Below are 13,578 nucleotides of genomic sequence, written 5' to 3' on the forward strand. Positions count from 1 at the left end.
CATCAGCCCCCCATTTTGTCGCCGAGCTTCTCGGCCACGGTGTTGACGTCCTTGTCGCCGCGGCCCGAGAGGTTGAGCACCACCTCGGTGCCAGGGGCCAGGGTGGGGCAGAGCTTCTCCAGCCAGGCGAAGGCGTGGGCCGTTTCCAGGGCCGGGATGATGCCCTCCAGGCGACACAGAAGCTGCAGGGCGTCCAGTGCCTCGGTGTCTGTCACGGCGCCGTATTCGGCCCGGCCAATGGTTTTGAGGTAGCTGTGCTCGGGGCCCACGCCGGGGTAATCAAGGCCGGCGCTGATCGAGTGGGCCTCCTGCACCTGGCCCTCCTCGTCCTGCAGCAGCAGGCTCATGGCGCCGTGCAGCACCCCAACACGGCCCTCGGTGATCGTGGCGGCATGGCGGCCGGTGGCCACGCCATCGCCGGCGGCCTCCACCCCCACTAGGCGCACGGAAGTGTCCTGCACGAAGGGATGGAACAGGCCCATGGCGTTGGAGCCACCGCCCACGCAGGCCACCAGCACGTCGGGCAAGCGGCCAAAGGCCTCGTGGCACTGGCGCTTGGTTTCCTCACCGATCACGGCGTGGAAATCGCGCACCAGCATCGGGTAGGGGTGGGGGCCCGCCACCGAACCGAGGATGTAGTGGGTGCTCTCCACGTTGGTGACCCAGTCGCGGATCGCCTCGCTGGTGGCGTCCTTGAGGGTGGCAGTGCCGGCAGTCACAGGTTGCACCGTTGCCCCCAGCAGCCGCATGCGGAAAACATTGAGGGCTTGGCGGCGCATGTCTTCCGCGCCCATGTAGACGACGCACTCCAGCCCGAAGCGGGCACACACGGTGGCCGTGGCCACGCCGTGCTGGCCAGCGCCGGTTTCGGCAATGATCCGCTTTTTGCCCATGCGCAGGGCCAGCAGCGCCTGCCCTAGGGCGTTGTTGATCTTGTGGGCGCCGGTGTGGTTGAGGTCTTCTCGCTTCAGCCAGATGCGGGGGCCGCCCTCGGGCCGGCGGTAGTGCTCGGTGAGGCGCTCAGCCTCATAGAGGGGATTGGGCCGCCCCACATAGGTGCGGAGCAGGTGGTTGAGCCGATCGGTAAAAGCAGGATCCTTCCATGCCTCAGCCGCGGCCTGCTCCAGCTCCGCCAGGGCGGGAATCAGGGTTTCGGGCACGTACTGGCCGCCGAACTGGCCGTAGCGACCCAGGCTGTTGGGGCGAGCTGCGAGCTCCAGGGCTGCAGGTTCGGGGCTGATGCCCTGTAGAGGGGGAACGGTGCTAGTCACCGGCGGCTGAATCAGATAGGCAGAGCCTAAGAAGCCAGCAGCAGGAACCAGGACGGTTCCATAATGGTTGAATTGCCATCAGAGCGCTGGCTGCCATGGCCAAAACCATCACGCTCAAAAACCTGCCCGACGCGCTCCATGCCCGGCTTGCCGCGGCCGCAAAGCGGCACCGGCGCAGCCTCAACAATGAGGCCATCGTGTGTCTGGAGGCCGGGCTGGGAAACGATGCCGTGGCCGTCGAGCAGCAGCTGGCTGAGATCCGGGCCCTGCGCGACAGCCTGGCTCAGCACAGCTTTGATCCGGCTGAGATCGATGCCTTCAAGCGCGAAGGTCGGCCTTGATTGTTGTCGACACCAACGTCCTGGCCTATCTGCTGCTGCCAGGGCCCAAAACAAAGTTGGCAGAAGCTCTGTTGCTGGATCAACCCCGCTGGGCAGCACCGCCGCTCTGGCGCAGTGAGTGGCGGAATGTGCTCACCACTTACCTACGACGTGACCTGCTCCAGCTCTCTCAGGCCGTGGCACTGATGCAACGGGCAGAGGTGCTGCTGGCCGGCCAGGACGAACCCGTGGCGTCCGAACAGGTTTTGCAGCTGGCTCACAGCAGCCGCTGCAGTGCCTACGACTGCGAGTTTGTGGCTGCTGCACAGCAACTGGGGGTGCCGCTGGTCACGGAAGACCGCGCTGTTCTTATTGCATTCCCGGATGTGGCGAGACCCCTGGTTTAAGGGCTGGAGCGGGGGCATTGCGATCACGGGGAAGGCTGCGCCGACCAGAATCCGAACCAGCGTTGCAGGATTGGGCATGGCCAAAAAGGGCAGCTGGCAGGAATTCAGCAGCAGCGGCGGCAGCTTCACAGCAAGCACGGCCAGGCCCACTGCCGCTGGGGCCGGCCCGGCGGGCGCACCCAGCCCCAAGGCCCAGCAGCGGGTGCGAGTACAGCGCACCAAGGCAGGCAAGGGCGGAAAACTGGTGACGGCGATCACGGGCCTTGAGGCGCCGGAAGCCGAGCTGAAAACGCTGCTCAAACAGCTCAAGGCCGTTGCTGGCACAGGCGGCACCGTCAAAGACGGCGTGATCGAGCTGCAAGGCGACCAGGTGGCTCCGGCGCTCGCGGCCCTGGAGAAGGAGGGCTACCGGCCCAAGCAGGCGGGGGGCTGAAAGGCAAGCGCCACGAACCTCAGAAGCCGGCCTTGCTGAAATCGTCGCCGATGTAGCCAAGGGGCAATTGGTCACGCTCAGCCAGGGCCGCCGCAAAACAATCCCCGAAGTTGAGCTGGGCCGGATGGCCCTGGCCCTTGCCAAAACGCTTGAAGATGCCGAGAGCGCGCTCTGCCAGATCCGCATCCACCGGCACCAGATCGGGGTCAATGAGATTCAGCAACGTCCGCATCGGTTCGAGTACACGACGGCAGTGAGCAACCAGCAGCAGCTCCTGCAGGGTGCCTGCGGACATGCGTAGGACTTCAGCTTGCTCGAGCGCCTGCTGGTGTCGCTCCCAACCAGGTTCTCGCTGAAGAATTGCCAGCAGCACAGAAGTATCCAGAATCACGACGGCAAGCCCTGCTCGTCGTAAAGCGAATCGGGATCGAAAGGTTGAACCGTCTCAAGGGCCTGTTCCTGCAGAACGGGTAACTCGGCAGCGAGGCGCCTGCGCCGGCTCAGACAGCGCTGCCTCTGCAGCTCCAGCTCCAGGGCATCCCGCACAATCTCCGTGGACCCTCTGCCCGTGAGCTGGCGCAGCTGCTCGAGCAGGGCGTCAACCCGAGGGCTCTTGATGCTGACAGCCATTGCGGAAAGCATTTATAGATTTCCATTCTAGAAACAAAATCAGCCCTCGGGCACCAGACAACAAAGCACCTCTCAAGGGCCTGACGCGGGGCACAGGAGAGAATGCCCCCATCCGTCCCAACGCCCTGCGCCGATGTCCGCCGCTCCCACCAACCCGACCTACGGCGAAGTCACCACCCAGGGAGCCTCCACCAACATCGCCTGGCACCACACCTCGGTGGATCGCTTTGGCCGGGCCCTGCAGCGCGGCCACCGCAGCGCCATCCTTTGGTTCACCGGCCTCAGCGGCTCGGGCAAAAGCACCCTGGCAAACGCCGTGAACTCCGCCCTGTTTGAACAGGGACTCAGCTGCTACGTGCTGGATGGCGACAACATCCGCCACGGCCTCTGCAAGGACCTGGGCTTCTCCGATGCTGCCCGCGAGGAAAACATCCGCCGCATTGGCGAGGTGAGCAAGCTTTTTCTAGATGCGGGGGTGGTGGTGCTTACGGCCTTCGTGTCGCCCTTCAAGGCCGACCGCGACAAGGCCCGCGCCCTGGTGGACGCCGGCGACTTCATCGAAATCCACTGCGCCGCTGACCTGGAGGTTTGCGAGGGGCGCGACACCAAGGGCCTTTATGCCAAGGCTCGGGCCGGCGAAATCAAGGAGTTCACGGGCATCTCCAGCCCCTATGAGGCCCCAGAGCAGCCCGAGCTGCGGGTGGATACCGGCGCCCAGAGCCTGGAGGATTCGGTGGCCGTGGTGCTCAGCTATCTGGCAGCTCAGGGCGTGATCCCGCAGGGGAGCTGAACACCGGCACCTCACCGGAGCGGAGCTGGTCGCCCCAGGCATCGAGGAAGGTCTTGGCACAGCTGGCCACCGGCACCGCCAGCACCAGGCCGAGCAGATCCCCCAGGCCCAGCAGGCTGCCCAGGCGCGCACCCAACGGCAGGCTGATCAACAGCCAGGCCGGCTGCAGGCCCACAATCCTGCCCATCAGGCGGGGCTGGATCACCTGGTCCACCACCTGACCAACGCTGATGGCTGCGGCCAACACCTCTAGGCCCGTGCGGGGATCATCCAGGGCAAGCAGCACGCTCACCGCCACGATCGTGAGGGCACTGGCGTAAGGCACCAGGGTGGTGAAGCCAATCGCCACCGCAAACAGCACTCCATAGGGAATGCCCAGCAGGGTGAACACCACGATCTGGGCAACGCTGAGAATCAGGGCCAGCAACACCTGGCCGGCGAAGTAGCCGCGGAAGGTGCGGTTCAAAGTCGTGACCACCAGGCTGCGCGCCCGTAGGGGAAGCCACTGGGCCAGGCCGGAACTGATGCCCTCCCCTCCCAGCAGTAGAAACACCGCCAGCACCAGCACGATCACGGTGTTGACCGTGAGGCCCACGGTGGTGCCCAACAGACTGAGCAACTGCTGGCTGAATTGGCGGGCCAGCTGGCTGGTGCGGGTGAGCAGCTCGCTGCTGAGGTCGCCAAAATCGGTGGGCAGACCCCGCGCCACCGCCCAGGCCTGCAACTGCTGCAACAGGGTTTCCCCCTGGGCCAACCAACCCGGCAGGGCCGTGATCAGCTCGCCCAGCTGCTCGATCAGCCGGGGCACCAGCCAGACGGCGGCCAGGCCGATCAGGCCCACACTCACCCCCACCACCAGCGCGTAGGCAAGCCAGCGCGGCAGACCGCGGCCCATCAGCCAGCGGCTGGGCAAATCCAGCAGGAAGGCGATCAGGGCCGCCGCCACAAACAGGGCCGGGAAGGGCGCCAGGGGCAGCAGCAGCTGGCGCAGCACCCAGAGATTGAGCACCAGCAAGGGCAGGGCCAGGCCGGCCTTGAGCCAGGGGGGCAGAACGAGCCGTTCCAGCATCAGCCCATCTGCTCCAGGTAAGCCCGGCTGCCCAGCTGCTGCAGGCGGGTGTCCTTGGCCGTTACCTGGCCGTGCAACCCATCGCGGTAGTCCGAGATCTCCTGGGCGAGGCGGGGATCGGCGGTGGCCAGGATCTGCGCCGCTAGCAGGCCAGCGTTGAGGCCATTACCGATCGCCACCGTGGCCACCGGAATACCAGCGGGCATCTGGACGATCGAATGGAGCGAATCCACACCCGATAGGGCCCGGCTCTGCACCGGCACGCCGATCACCGGCAGGGTGGTGAGCGAGGCCACCATCCCGGGCAGGTGGGCGGCGCCGCCGGCGCCGGCCACGATCACCTTGAAGCCCCGCCCTCGGGCCATCTGGGCAAATTCCACCATCTCCAGGGGAGTGCGATGGGCAGAGAGCACCCGCACCTCTACCGCCACTCCAAACTGCTCCAGCACCTGCACCGCCGGCTGCATCGTGGGCAGGTCTGAGTCGCTGCCCATCACCACCGCGACCCTGGGAACACCTGGGGCCGCGGGCGAATCGGAAGGGGGGACGGCAACCACGCAGGCGCAGGCGGAGAATGGCATTGTCCCGTCTGGCGGCCCTTCTGCCCATGCGCTGGCTCAGCAATGTGCGACTGCCCCAGGCCCAGCGCTGCAGCCATGGCGCCAACCAGCGCTGGCGCATCGGCCTTGACGACGACGATCTGATCAGCCTGGTGGAGCCTTTGCCCGCCGGCAGCCGGGCCGCCGGTGACGACTGGCACGGCGACTGGCTCAGCCCGGCCGGGGTGGATCTGCAGATCAACGGCGGCCTGGGCCTGGCTTTTCCGGAGCTAACGCCGACCGATCTTCCCCAGCTGGAAGCGCTGCTGGAGCTGCTCTGGCGCGATGGTGTCGAAGCGATCTGCCCCACCCTGGTGACCTGCGGCGTTGCACCCCTACGCCAGGCCCTGGCCGTGCTGGCAGAGGCGCGAGCAGCCCACCAACCGGGCCGCTGCCAGCTGCTGGGCGCCCACCTGGAGGGTCCCTTCCTTGAGCCCAGTCGCCGGGGCGCCCACCCCGCCCAGCACCTGGCCGCCCCGAGCCTGACCGCCCTGATGGAGCGCATCGACGGCTTTGAAAGCGACATCGATCTGGTGACCCTGGCCCCAGAACTGGAGGGGGCCGGCGCCGTGATCACCGCCCTGGCCGAGCGGGGAATCGTGGTGAGCCTGGGCCATAGCGCGGCAACCGAAGCCCAAAGCCACGCCGCCTTCGCTGCCGGGGTGACGATGCTCACCCACGCCTTCAACGCCATGCCCAACATGGACCGGCGCGCACCAGGGCCAGTGGCGGCTGCCGCCCTACGGGGGGATGTGGCAATCGGCCTGATCGCCGATGGGGTGCACGTGGCCCCCACCATGGCGGTGCTGCTGCAGCGGCTGGCGCCTGAGCAGGTGGTGCTGGTGAGCGATGCCCTGGCCCCCTACGGTCTCGGCGAAGGTCAGCACCGCTGGGATGAGCGCTTGCTAATCGTGGCCGACGGCAGCTGCCGGCTGGAAGACGGCACCCTGGCCGGCGTCACCCTGCCTCTGCTGGAGGGGGTGCGGCGCCTGGCCCGGTGGACCGGCGAGCCGGCCCGAGCCATCGCCGCCGCCACCGTGCTGCCACGGCGGGTGCTGGGCGATGACCGCAGCCTCGACCAGATGCTGCTGGGCATGCCCCTGGCGGAAAGCCTGCGCTGGCAGGAGGGGCCCGCCGGACTCAGCTGGCAGCGGCCCGGGGCAGAAGTCACTCCCTAGGATCCGCGCCACGACCGGATATCACCATGGCCCCCGACCAACTACTGGAAGCCAACCAGGCCGAAAAACTCGAGGTGAAGGGCTACTTCGAAACCACCGGCTTTGAGCGCTGGAATCGCATCTACAGCGACAGCGACGACGTCAACCGGGTGCAGCGCAACATCCGCATCGGCCACCAGAAGACTGTGGACAACGTGCTGGCCTGGCTGCAGGAGCAGGGCAACCTTGAGCAGCGCAGCTTCTGTGATGCCGGCTGCGGCGTAGGCAGCCTGACCCTGCCTTTAGCCCAGCTGGGTGCGGGCTCAATCGCCGCCTCCGACCTCTCCGCCGCGATGGTGCAAGAAGCGGAGCGCCGCGCTGGTGAGCTGGGCGTCAAGCCCGGCCAGATCAGCTTCCTGGCCTCCGATCTCGAGAGCCTGGAGGGCCGCTACGACACGGTGATCTGCCTGGATGTGTTCATCCACTACCCCCAGGCCCCGGCCGAGGAGATGGTTCGCCACCTGGCTTCGATGGCGGAGCGGCACCTGATCGTGAGCTTTGCTCCCTACACGCCGCTGCTAGCCCTGCTCAAGGGCATCGGCCAGCTGTTCCCCGGCCCCAGCAAGACCACCCGGGCCTACACCTTGCGCGAGGATGGCATCGTGGCCGCCGCGGCCAAAGCCGGCTTCAAGCCCATGCGCCGCAGCCTCAACAAGGCGCCCTTTTACTTCTCAAGGCTGATCGCCTTCGAGCGGGGCTGACCCCGCAAAGCGGGCAATCCCGCAGACCAACCAGCCCCCTGATTCGATGCCAGACTTTTGCTTGGCAGAGGGCCCCTGGCAAAAACGCGATGAACGAAATTATTTTTGTCGTGGAAGAAGCCGAGGACGGGTCATTCCGAGCCAACGCCGTTGGCAGTTCGATTCACACAGAGGCGGAAGATTTGGCGCAGCTGCATCAAGAGATTCGTGATGCCGTGCACTGCCACTTTGAGGAGGGTGATGCGCCCCCGTTGATACGGCTTCATCACGTGCGCCAGGAACTGCTGGCCCTGTGAAGATCCCCCGTGATCTCGATGGTGCAGAACTAGCGCGGCGGTTAGCCCGATTTGGCTATGCCGTGACCCGACAAAGTGGCAGCCACATGCGACTCACTCGCCTGCTGCCGAACGGGCAGCAACACCTCACCATCCCCGCCCATAAACCTTTGCGTGTGGGCACACTCCGACAGATCCTCAAGGACGTGGCCAATCAAGTTGGCACCAATATGGACGCGCTGATCCAAGCGCTGGATGCCTGATCGCCTTCGAGCGGGGCTGATTAGCGGCTGGCGCGCACCACCCGAAACGTCAGGTTGAGGCGCTGCTGCTTCAGCCGCAGCCGGCGCGGCAGGGCGTGCTGCCACCACAGCTGGGTGGGGGGCTCCATCAACAGCAAATCGCCGTTGTGCAATGGAATGTTGAACGGGGTGCAATCGCCAAAACCAGCAGGCGACTGGCAGGCACCGGAGGCGACAGCGGCGCGATTGCGAGGGCTGGGCTGGGGCCGCAGGCGGAAGTCGCGGGGGGAGCCAAGGCTGAGGGAGGCGATTGGGGCGGTGGGCTCGAGCTCGGGTTCATCGTCCGCATGCCAGCCCATGGCGTCGCGGCCGTCGCGGTAGCGATTGAGCAGCAGGGAGTTGAAGCGCCAGCCCGTGAGCACCTGCAGGGCCTCGCGCAGCTCGGCGGCAGCCGGCGACCAGGGCTCAATCGTGTTGGCCAGGCCGCTGTAGCTGTAGCCGCAGCCGGGATCGGCCATCCAGCAGGTGAGCCGCGGCAGCAGGTGGCGGCGGCCGTAAATCGTGATCGCCTCCTGCTTCCAGGGCACCTCGAGCTGCAGGCGCTCCAGCAGCTCAGCAGCGGCGCTGGGCGCCAACCAGGCCGGCCAGTGGCGCAGGTGCAGGCCCGGAGCTTGAACTTCAGCCATCGGCAGCTCCGCGCAGGGCCTCGGGCAACGGCGCCTCCAGCGCAAGCAGGTCGCCATCGGGGCAGACCAACCGCAGCCGGTGGGCGTGTAAGTGGTAACCACCATCCCCCGGCAGGGCCTGCTCGGCGGCCAACCCTCCCGGCCCGTAGAGCGGATCGCCCAGCAGGGGCGCCCCGGCGGCGGCGGTGTGGATGCGGATCTGGTGGGGCCGCCCCGTAGCGATCGTGACCTCCACCAACCAGGCCCACTCGCCTCGCTCCAGCAGACGCAATTCGCTGCGGGCCGGCAGAGCAACCGGATCCGCCGGAGCCGCGGCCCATATGGTGCCCAGCCGGGTATGGGGACAGCGACCAATCGGCGTGGTGAGGCTGAGCTGTTGGTCGGGCTCCAGCGCCAGCAAGGGGGACTCGGGGACCGGGGGCTGGAGCAGGGCCCGGTAGGTCTTGGTGCAGCGGCATTGCGCCGTGCTCTCCCGCAGCAGGGCGCTTAGCCAGGCTCGGCTGGTGGAGCTGCGGGCACATACCAGCAGGCCCGAGGTGAAGCGTCCCAGGCGGTGCACGGGCCGGGCCTCGGGCCAGCGGTCCTGGAGCTGGGCCAGCAAGGTGTGCTCCAGGAAGCCGCCGGCCGGCAGCACCGGCAGGCCGCTGGGCTTGTTGAACACCAACAGGTCGCCGTTGTCGAACAGGGGGCTGGGCAACACCGGCACGGCCGCCTCCTGCCAGGGGGGCCGATGCCAGATCAGCCGATCTCCAGCTGCGAGGGCCCCATCGGCCTGGAGCTGCTGGCCGTTCCTGGAGATCTCCCCGGCGGCGAGGCGCTGCAGCCAATCGGTAGGCGTTGAATGGCGATAGCAACCGGCATAAAAAGCGCTGACGCTCTGGCCGGCGGCTCTGGGGGCGATGCGATCCCTATAGGCGAAGCCGCCATTGAGGGCGGGACCTAGCCAGCCTGGTTCAGTCGACAAGACTGGCTCAGTCAACAAGACTGTTTCAGTCAACAAGCCCGTGCTCGAGGGCGTAGCGCACCAGTTCGGTGCGGCTGGCGGTGCCGGTTTTGATGAACAGCCGACTGACGTACTTCTCGACGTTGCGGATCGAGGTTTCCAGTCGCCGGGCGATCTCTTTATTCATCATCCCCTCGGCCACCAGCTGCAACACGCTGGCCTCCCGCGGCGTGAACACATGCTCGGGCGCGCTGGCTGGCTTCTTGGCACTGCCCGTGGCGAGCAGGGAGCGAATCTCGGTGATCTGCTTGGACAGCTGGCCAATGTCGGCATCGGCGAAGCGGGCCGCCTCCGCCAGCAGCCGCTGCTGGCGCTTGACGACGTTGTTGACCCGGGCCACCAGCTCGTCGGGATCAAAGGGTTTGGGGATGTAGTCGTCGCAGCCAGCCTGGAAGCCGGTGACGCGATCAGCAGTCATGCCCTTGGCGGTGAGAAAGATCACCGGCGTGCCGCCCAGCCGCTCGTCGGCCCGCAACTTCTGGAGCAGGCCGTAGCCATCGAGGCGCGGCATCATCACGTCGCTGAGGATGACGTCGGGCAGCATCTCCTGGGCCACGGCCCAGCCCTCCTCACCGTCGTTGGCGATGGTCACCGCAAAGCCCTCATCTTCCAGATAAGCCTTTACCGCCGTGCGCAGGCCGGGCTCGTCGTCGACCAGCAGCAAGCGCACGGGCGTCGCTTCAGGTTCCTGGGCCGGAGTCAGATCTGGGTTCATGGCGGCCACTCTGCAGGTATCCAGTCGGCATGAATCAGTCTGCAGGCGCTCAGCGGGAGCGTCCAGGCACGATCTGCTCGGATTCCCGCAGGCTGCCGCTGTAGCCGAGCTGGCGGGCCAGGGGGCCCAGGCCAGCTGGATCCTTGCCGGCTTGCTCGGGGAAGCAGGTGGCCCACCACACCAGGTGGTCGATGTGATTGGCGGGCGTTATCGCTCCGCCCGGGTTCAGCTCGCGGATGTAGAGGTTGGGGCCATCGCTAGTAACCCGCATCGGCGCCGAAGGGGTGCAGCGGATGGTTTCGCTGCGCACCTTGACGTCGTTGGGCTGCTCATCCCAGAGCTTGATGCGCCACAGGCCGGGGGTCTTGGCATCGGCTACAGCCCCATAAATACCAATCGCCTGCTTGCCGCCCAGGCCGGGGCGCTCCTGCAGCAGCAGCAGTCCTGGCGGCCGGGCATCCTCTGGCCGCACCCCGCCGCCCTCCGCCCAGCTGGGTGGCGCCAGCGCTGCTGCAAGGGCCACCAGCAATAGGGTTCTGGTTGGCAACATGGAAGCCTGCAAGCACCCCATGCTCGCCTACCTCGACCACCACGCCACCACTCCCTGCGATCCGGCGGTGGTGGCAGCGATGGCGCCCTGGTGGAGCGAGCACTGCGCCAATCCAGCCAACCGCCTCTATCGCCCGGCCCTGGAAGCTGCCGCCGCCGTGGAGCGGGCCCGGGGCCAGCTGGCCCGAGTGCTGGGCAGCAGCGCCGAAACCGTGATCTTCACCAGCGGCGCCACCGAAGCCAACAACCTGGCCCTCAAGGGGGTATGCGAAGCGGCCCTGGCAGCTGGCACCCCCCGGCGGCGACTGGTGAGCCTGGTGAGCGAACACCGGGCCGTGCTCGACCCTCTGGCCTATCTGGGCCGCCACGGGTTTCCGGTGAGCCTGGTGCCCATCCAGCCCGATGGTCTGGTGGATCTGGCCCAGCTGGAGGCTGCCCTCGGCGACGACGTGCTGCTGCTGAGCGTGATGGCCGCCAACAACGAAATCGGTGTGCTCCAGCCCTTGGCCGCCATCGCGGCCCTCTGCCGGCAGCGGGGAGTGCTGCTGCACGTGGACGCCGCCCAGGCCGCCGGCCACATCCCCCTTGCCATCGACAAGCTGGGCATCGACTTGCTCAGCCTCAGCGGCCACAAGTTTTATGGACCCAAGGGGGTAGGGGCTCTGCTGGTGCGCCCGGGGCTCAAGCTGGCTGCCCAGCTCCATGGCGGCAGCCAGCAGGACGGCCGCCGGGCCGGCACCCTGCCGGTGCCCCTGGCTGTGGGGCTAGGCGAGGCGCTGCTGCGAGCTGAGGCTGATCGGGAGGAGCGGGCCGGGCGGCTAGGGGACCTGCGGGACCAGCTCTGGGAGGGCCTGCGGGACCTCGGCGGCATCGAGCTCAACGGCGTAGAGCTCAACGGCGCCGGAGCACCACGGCTAGCCCACAACCTGAACGTGACGGTGCAAGGGGTGGATGGCACGCGCCTGCACCGGCTGCTGCGCCAGCGGCTCGCCGTGAGCAGTGGCTCGGCCTGCAGCCAGGGATCCCCCTCCCACGTGCTGGCGGCCTTGGGCCGCAGCCGCGTGGAGGCCGCCGCTTCGATCCGCTTCGGGCTGGGGCGTGGCAGCAGCGATGCCGAGATCACCCTGGCCATCGAAACAGTTGCGGCCGCGGTGCGGGAGCTGCGCTGAGAGCAGAGGCCAGCCCACCAAGCTCAGCGCGTCAACAAAATGAAGCCGAGTACCCCCACCACACCCAGCAGGGCTTGAGCCAACCTGCTCACCAACATCCCCACCAGCACCGCCAACCCCACCTGCAGAGCCCTGCCCAGGCCACCGCGGGCCGCCAACCACTGGGCCAGACTCGCCCCCAGGAAGGGGCCCAACAGCAGGCCCAGCAGGGGGCCACCAACGGGCAGGGCCGGCAGCAGCCCGAGAAGGCCCACCAGCAAGCCAAGTCCGGCGCCCAAACCCGCCCAACGACTGGCCTGAAGCTTGGCTGGACCAAGCACCAACCCCAGGGCCTCGGCGCCCCAGCCGAGCAACAGCAGCACTATCGCCAGCAGCAGGGACGGCCAGCCGACACTCCAGCCCACCGCCCAGATCCACAGCAGCGCCCCCAGGGGCAGCAAGGCCAGTCCCGGCAGCACGGGCAGCAACGCACCGGGGATCGCTAACGCCTGAATACCCAGGCAGAGCCACCAAAGCAGCGGAGCGGCATTGCTCAAAGCACCACAACTGGGATGCGCCCTGCTGCCTTCATAGCTACCGTCCGGTCTATATGCCCTTGATCATGGCCCTCACCCCATCCAGCGATAGCCAACTGCACGTGCTCCAGGCCGTAGAAGACGGCTGGGCTGCTTTTTGCCGCGCCCCCTGGGCTTTTTTGCTGTTTGAGGCCCTCTCCGCCCTAATCCTGCTGCCCTTCGCCGCCCTGGCCGCCGTAGGCGGGGCCCGCCTAGCCAGTGTGAATGAGGTGATGGCTGTGCACCCCACGGGCGCCTGGGCCGCCCTGATCGTGGGCGTGATCGGCTACGTGATCATTGCCCTGTGGACCGTGATTGGCCTGACCCGCGGCGCCTGGCTGAGCCTGGAGGGCCGCAAGCCCTGCTTCGCCGACTTCACCCGTTGGGACCGTCCCGCCAGCGCCCGCCTGCTTGGTTCCGGCATCCTGCTGGCAATCGTCATAGCCGTGGCCGGTGCCATCGCCACCCTGATCGGGGCAGGCCTGGGCAAGCTCAACGAGGCCCTCAGCGTGATCCCCATGATCGTGGTGGCAATTTTCTACATCTGGCTGCTGGTCACCCAGAAGTTCCTGATTCAGGTGTCACTACTGGGCACAGCTAATCCCACCAAAACCATTGGTTCTGGCGTGAACGTAGTGAATCCCAGCTGGTGGCTGGTGCTATGGCTCGGAATCATCGAGGGCGTGGTCCACACCATCGGCGGCCTGTTCAGCTACGGCGGCCTGCTGGTGGTGGTGCCCCTGGTGCTGTGCATCTCAACCGCCGCCTTCCGCCAGCTGTTTGGCGCCGAAGACCGCACCGGCCTGATCGGCTGACATTTAAAAATTCAGCAAGAGTGCATCGAGCCCTCAAATTTAAGGCGACCTTAAGGATCGGCAAAAAGAGGCTCATTGTGCTCAACAGCACAATCCCAACTAAACCCTTACAGCCAAAATAACTATTAGCTAT

General features: G+C 66.9%; 20 protein-coding genes. 10 read left to right on the forward strand and 10 right to left on the reverse strand.

Annotated elements, in window-relative coordinates; all coding sequences use genetic code 11:
• Positions 1 to 2: 2 nt before the first annotated feature.
• Positions 3 to 1,271 (reverse strand): tryptophan synthase subunit beta, encoded by a 1,269-nt coding sequence (gene trpB, locus KBZ22_RS10915; RefSeq protein WP_255021982.1) that lies wholly within the window; start codon positions 1,269 to 1,271, stop codon positions 3 to 5.
• 95 nt (positions 1,272 to 1,366) lie between these two features.
• Here trpB and KBZ22_RS10920 point away from each other — a divergent pair, with 95 nt between their 5' ends.
• The 3 genes from KBZ22_RS10920 (at position 1,367) to KBZ22_RS10930 (ending at position 2,431) form a co-directional block, all read left to right on the forward strand.
• Complete coding sequence (locus KBZ22_RS10920; RefSeq protein ID WP_255021983.1) at positions 1,367 to 1,612, forward strand: FitA-like ribbon-helix-helix domain-containing protein; 246 nt, start codon at positions 1,367 to 1,369, stop codon at positions 1,610 to 1,612.
• Complete coding sequence (locus tag KBZ22_RS10925; protein ID WP_255021984.1) at positions 1,609 to 1,998, forward strand: type II toxin-antitoxin system VapC family toxin; 390 nt, start codon at positions 1,609 to 1,611, stop codon at positions 1,996 to 1,998. Before KBZ22_RS10920 ends, KBZ22_RS10925 begins: the two co-directional genes overlap by 4 nt.
• A gap of 76 nt (positions 1,999 to 2,074) precedes the next feature.
• On the forward strand, positions 2,075 to 2,431 hold the full coding sequence (locus KBZ22_RS10930; protein WP_255021985.1) for a translation initiation factor: 357 nt from the start codon (positions 2,075 to 2,077) through the stop codon (positions 2,429 to 2,431).
• A 19-nt stretch (positions 2,432 to 2,450) separates the two neighbouring features.
• Here the strand turns inward: KBZ22_RS10930 and KBZ22_RS10935 are convergent, their stop codons facing one another.
• Both KBZ22_RS10935 and KBZ22_RS10940 read right to left on the reverse strand, forming a co-directional pair.
• The gene (locus KBZ22_RS10935) at positions 2,451 to 2,822 is read right to left on the reverse strand and encodes a type II toxin-antitoxin system VapC family toxin (protein ID WP_315857986.1); all 372 of its coding nucleotides are present in this window, start codon (positions 2,820 to 2,822) and stop codon (positions 2,451 to 2,453) included.
• Positions 2,819 to 3,061: a type II toxin-antitoxin system VapB family antitoxin gene (locus tag KBZ22_RS10940; protein WP_254941411.1), complete on the reverse strand. Its 243-nt coding sequence runs from the start codon at positions 3,059 to 3,061 to the stop codon at positions 2,819 to 2,821. The genes KBZ22_RS10935 and KBZ22_RS10940 overlap by 4 nt, the downstream gene beginning before the upstream one ends.
• A gap of 133 nt (positions 3,062 to 3,194) precedes the next feature.
• Between KBZ22_RS10940 and cysC the strand changes: the two genes are divergently transcribed.
• Positions 3,195 to 3,851, forward strand: coding sequence for an adenylyl-sulfate kinase (gene cysC, locus KBZ22_RS10945; protein WP_255021986.1), 657 nt, complete (start codon positions 3,195 to 3,197; stop codon positions 3,849 to 3,851).
• On the opposite strand, the gene KBZ22_RS10950 is transcribed toward cysC, so the two are convergent.
• On the reverse strand, positions 3,808 to 4,920 hold the full coding sequence (locus tag KBZ22_RS10950; RefSeq protein WP_255021987.1) for an AI-2E family transporter: 1,113 nt from the start codon (positions 4,918 to 4,920) through the stop codon (positions 3,808 to 3,810). The genes cysC and KBZ22_RS10950 overlap by 44 nt on opposite strands.
• Positions 4,920 to 5,477, reverse strand: a complete 558-nt coding sequence (purE, locus tag KBZ22_RS10955; protein ID WP_255021988.1) for a 5-(carboxyamino)imidazole ribonucleotide mutase — start codon at positions 5,475 to 5,477, stop codon at positions 4,920 to 4,922. Before purE ends, KBZ22_RS10950 begins: the two co-directional genes overlap by 1 nt.
• A 17-nt stretch (positions 5,478 to 5,494) precedes the next feature.
• Here purE and KBZ22_RS10960 point away from each other — a divergent pair, with 17 nt between their 5' ends.
• The 4 genes from KBZ22_RS10960 (at position 5,495) to KBZ22_RS10975 (ending at position 7,975) form a co-directional block, all read left to right on the forward strand.
• Positions 5,495 to 6,697: an N-acetylglucosamine-6-phosphate deacetylase gene (locus tag KBZ22_RS10960; protein WP_396111997.1), complete on the forward strand. Its 1,203-nt coding sequence runs from the start codon at positions 5,495 to 5,497 to the stop codon at positions 6,695 to 6,697.
• A gap of 26 nt (positions 6,698 to 6,723) precedes the next feature.
• Complete coding sequence (bchM, locus tag KBZ22_RS10965; RefSeq protein ID WP_255021989.1) at positions 6,724 to 7,437, forward strand: magnesium protoporphyrin IX methyltransferase; 714 nt, start codon at positions 6,724 to 6,726, stop codon at positions 7,435 to 7,437.
• An 89-nt stretch (positions 7,438 to 7,526) separates the two neighbouring features.
• Positions 7,527 to 7,733, forward strand: coding sequence for a 2-oxoisovalerate dehydrogenase (locus KBZ22_RS10970; RefSeq protein WP_255021990.1), 207 nt, complete (start codon positions 7,527 to 7,529; stop codon positions 7,731 to 7,733).
• The gene (locus KBZ22_RS10975) at positions 7,730 to 7,975 is read left to right on the forward strand and encodes a type II toxin-antitoxin system HicA family toxin (RefSeq protein WP_255021991.1); all 246 of its coding nucleotides are present in this window, start codon (positions 7,730 to 7,732) and stop codon (positions 7,973 to 7,975) included. Before KBZ22_RS10970 ends, KBZ22_RS10975 begins: the two co-directional genes overlap by 4 nt.
• A gap of 20 nt (positions 7,976 to 7,995) precedes the next feature.
• Here the strand turns inward: KBZ22_RS10975 and KBZ22_RS10980 are convergent, their stop codons facing one another.
• The 4 genes from KBZ22_RS10980 to KBZ22_RS10995 are packed head-to-tail and all read right to left on the reverse strand — an operon-like array spanning position 7,996 to position 10,908.
• Complete coding sequence (locus tag KBZ22_RS10980) at positions 7,996 to 8,640, reverse strand: alpha-ketoglutarate-dependent dioxygenase AlkB (protein ID WP_255021992.1); 645 nt, start codon at positions 8,638 to 8,640, stop codon at positions 7,996 to 7,998.
• Positions 8,633 to 9,604, reverse strand: a complete 972-nt coding sequence (locus KBZ22_RS10985) for a pseudouridine synthase (protein WP_255021993.1) — start codon at positions 9,602 to 9,604, stop codon at positions 8,633 to 8,635. The genes KBZ22_RS10980 and KBZ22_RS10985 overlap by 8 nt, the downstream gene beginning before the upstream one ends.
• A gap of 25 nt (positions 9,605 to 9,629) precedes the next feature.
• On the reverse strand, positions 9,630 to 10,358 hold the full coding sequence (locus KBZ22_RS10990) for a response regulator transcription factor (protein WP_255021994.1): 729 nt from the start codon (positions 10,356 to 10,358) through the stop codon (positions 9,630 to 9,632).
• A gap of 49 nt (positions 10,359 to 10,407) precedes the next feature.
• Positions 10,408 to 10,908, reverse strand: a complete 501-nt coding sequence (locus KBZ22_RS10995) for a hypothetical protein (protein WP_254941418.1) — start codon at positions 10,906 to 10,908, stop codon at positions 10,408 to 10,410.
• A gap of 19 nt (positions 10,909 to 10,927) precedes the next feature.
• Here KBZ22_RS10995 and KBZ22_RS11000 point away from each other — a divergent pair, with 19 nt between their 5' ends.
• Positions 10,928 to 12,076, forward strand: coding sequence for a cysteine desulfurase family protein (locus KBZ22_RS11000; protein ID WP_255021995.1), 1,149 nt, complete (start codon positions 10,928 to 10,930; stop codon positions 12,074 to 12,076).
• A 23-nt stretch (positions 12,077 to 12,099) separates the two neighbouring features.
• Here KBZ22_RS11000 and KBZ22_RS11005 read toward each other — a convergent pair whose 3' ends face one another.
• Entirely contained in the window at positions 12,100 to 12,612 is a 513-nt protein-coding gene (locus KBZ22_RS11005) for a DUF456 family protein (RefSeq protein ID WP_255021996.1), read from the reverse strand.
• A 65-nt stretch (positions 12,613 to 12,677) separates the two neighbouring features.
• On the opposite strand from KBZ22_RS11005, the gene KBZ22_RS11010 reads away from it, so the two are divergent.
• On the forward strand, positions 12,678 to 13,445 hold the full coding sequence (locus KBZ22_RS11010) for a hypothetical protein (protein ID WP_255021997.1): 768 nt from the start codon (positions 12,678 to 12,680) through the stop codon (positions 13,443 to 13,445).
• Positions 13,446 to 13,578 lie beyond the last annotated feature (133 nt).

The organism is Cyanobium sp. L1E-Cus, from assembly GCF_024345755.1.
GTDB classification, from domain to species: Bacteria; Cyanobacteriota; Cyanobacteriia; order PCC-6307; family Cyanobiaceae; genus Cyanobium_A; species Cyanobium_A usitatum.

Coding starts and splice junctions, on each gene's coding strand:
- bchM (WP_255021989.1), top strand. CDS start 6,724: ATGGCCCCCGACCAACTACTGGAAGCCAACCAGGCCGAAAAACTCGAG.
- KBZ22_RS10950 (WP_255021987.1), bottom strand. CDS start 4,920: ATGCTGGAACGGCTCGTTCTGCCCCCCTGGCTCAAGGCCGGCCTGGCC.
- KBZ22_RS10920 (WP_255021983.1), top strand. CDS start 1,367: ATGGCCAAAACCATCACGCTCAAAAACCTGCCCGACGCGCTCCATGCC.
- KBZ22_RS10980 (WP_255021992.1), bottom strand. CDS start 8,640: ATGGCTGAAGTTCAAGCTCCGGGCCTGCACCTGCGCCACTGGCCGGCC.
- KBZ22_RS10960 (WP_396111997.1), top strand. CDS start 5,495: ATGGCATTGTCCCGTCTGGCGGCCCTTCTGCCCATGCGCTGGCTCAGC.
- KBZ22_RS10930 (WP_255021985.1), top strand. CDS start 2,075: ATGGCCAAAAAGGGCAGCTGGCAGGAATTCAGCAGCAGCGGCGGCAGC.
- KBZ22_RS10990 (WP_255021994.1), bottom strand. CDS start 10,358: ATGAACCCAGATCTGACTCCGGCCCAGGAACCTGAAGCGACGCCCGTG.
- KBZ22_RS10970 (WP_255021990.1), top strand. CDS start 7,527: ATGAACGAAATTATTTTTGTCGTGGAAGAAGCCGAGGACGGGTCATTC.
- KBZ22_RS10995 (WP_254941418.1), bottom strand. CDS start 10,908: ATGTTGCCAACCAGAACCCTATTGCTGGTGGCCCTTGCAGCAGCGCTG.
- KBZ22_RS11010 (WP_255021997.1), top strand. CDS start 12,678: ATGGCCCTCACCCCATCCAGCGATAGCCAACTGCACGTGCTCCAGGCC.
- cysC (WP_255021986.1), top strand. CDS start 3,195: ATGTCCGCCGCTCCCACCAACCCGACCTACGGCGAAGTCACCACCCAG.
- KBZ22_RS11000 (WP_255021995.1), top strand. CDS start 10,928: ATGCTCGCCTACCTCGACCACCACGCCACCACTCCCTGCGATCCGGCG.
- KBZ22_RS10940 (WP_254941411.1), bottom strand. CDS start 3,061: ATGGCTGTCAGCATCAAGAGCCCTCGGGTTGACGCCCTGCTCGAGCAG.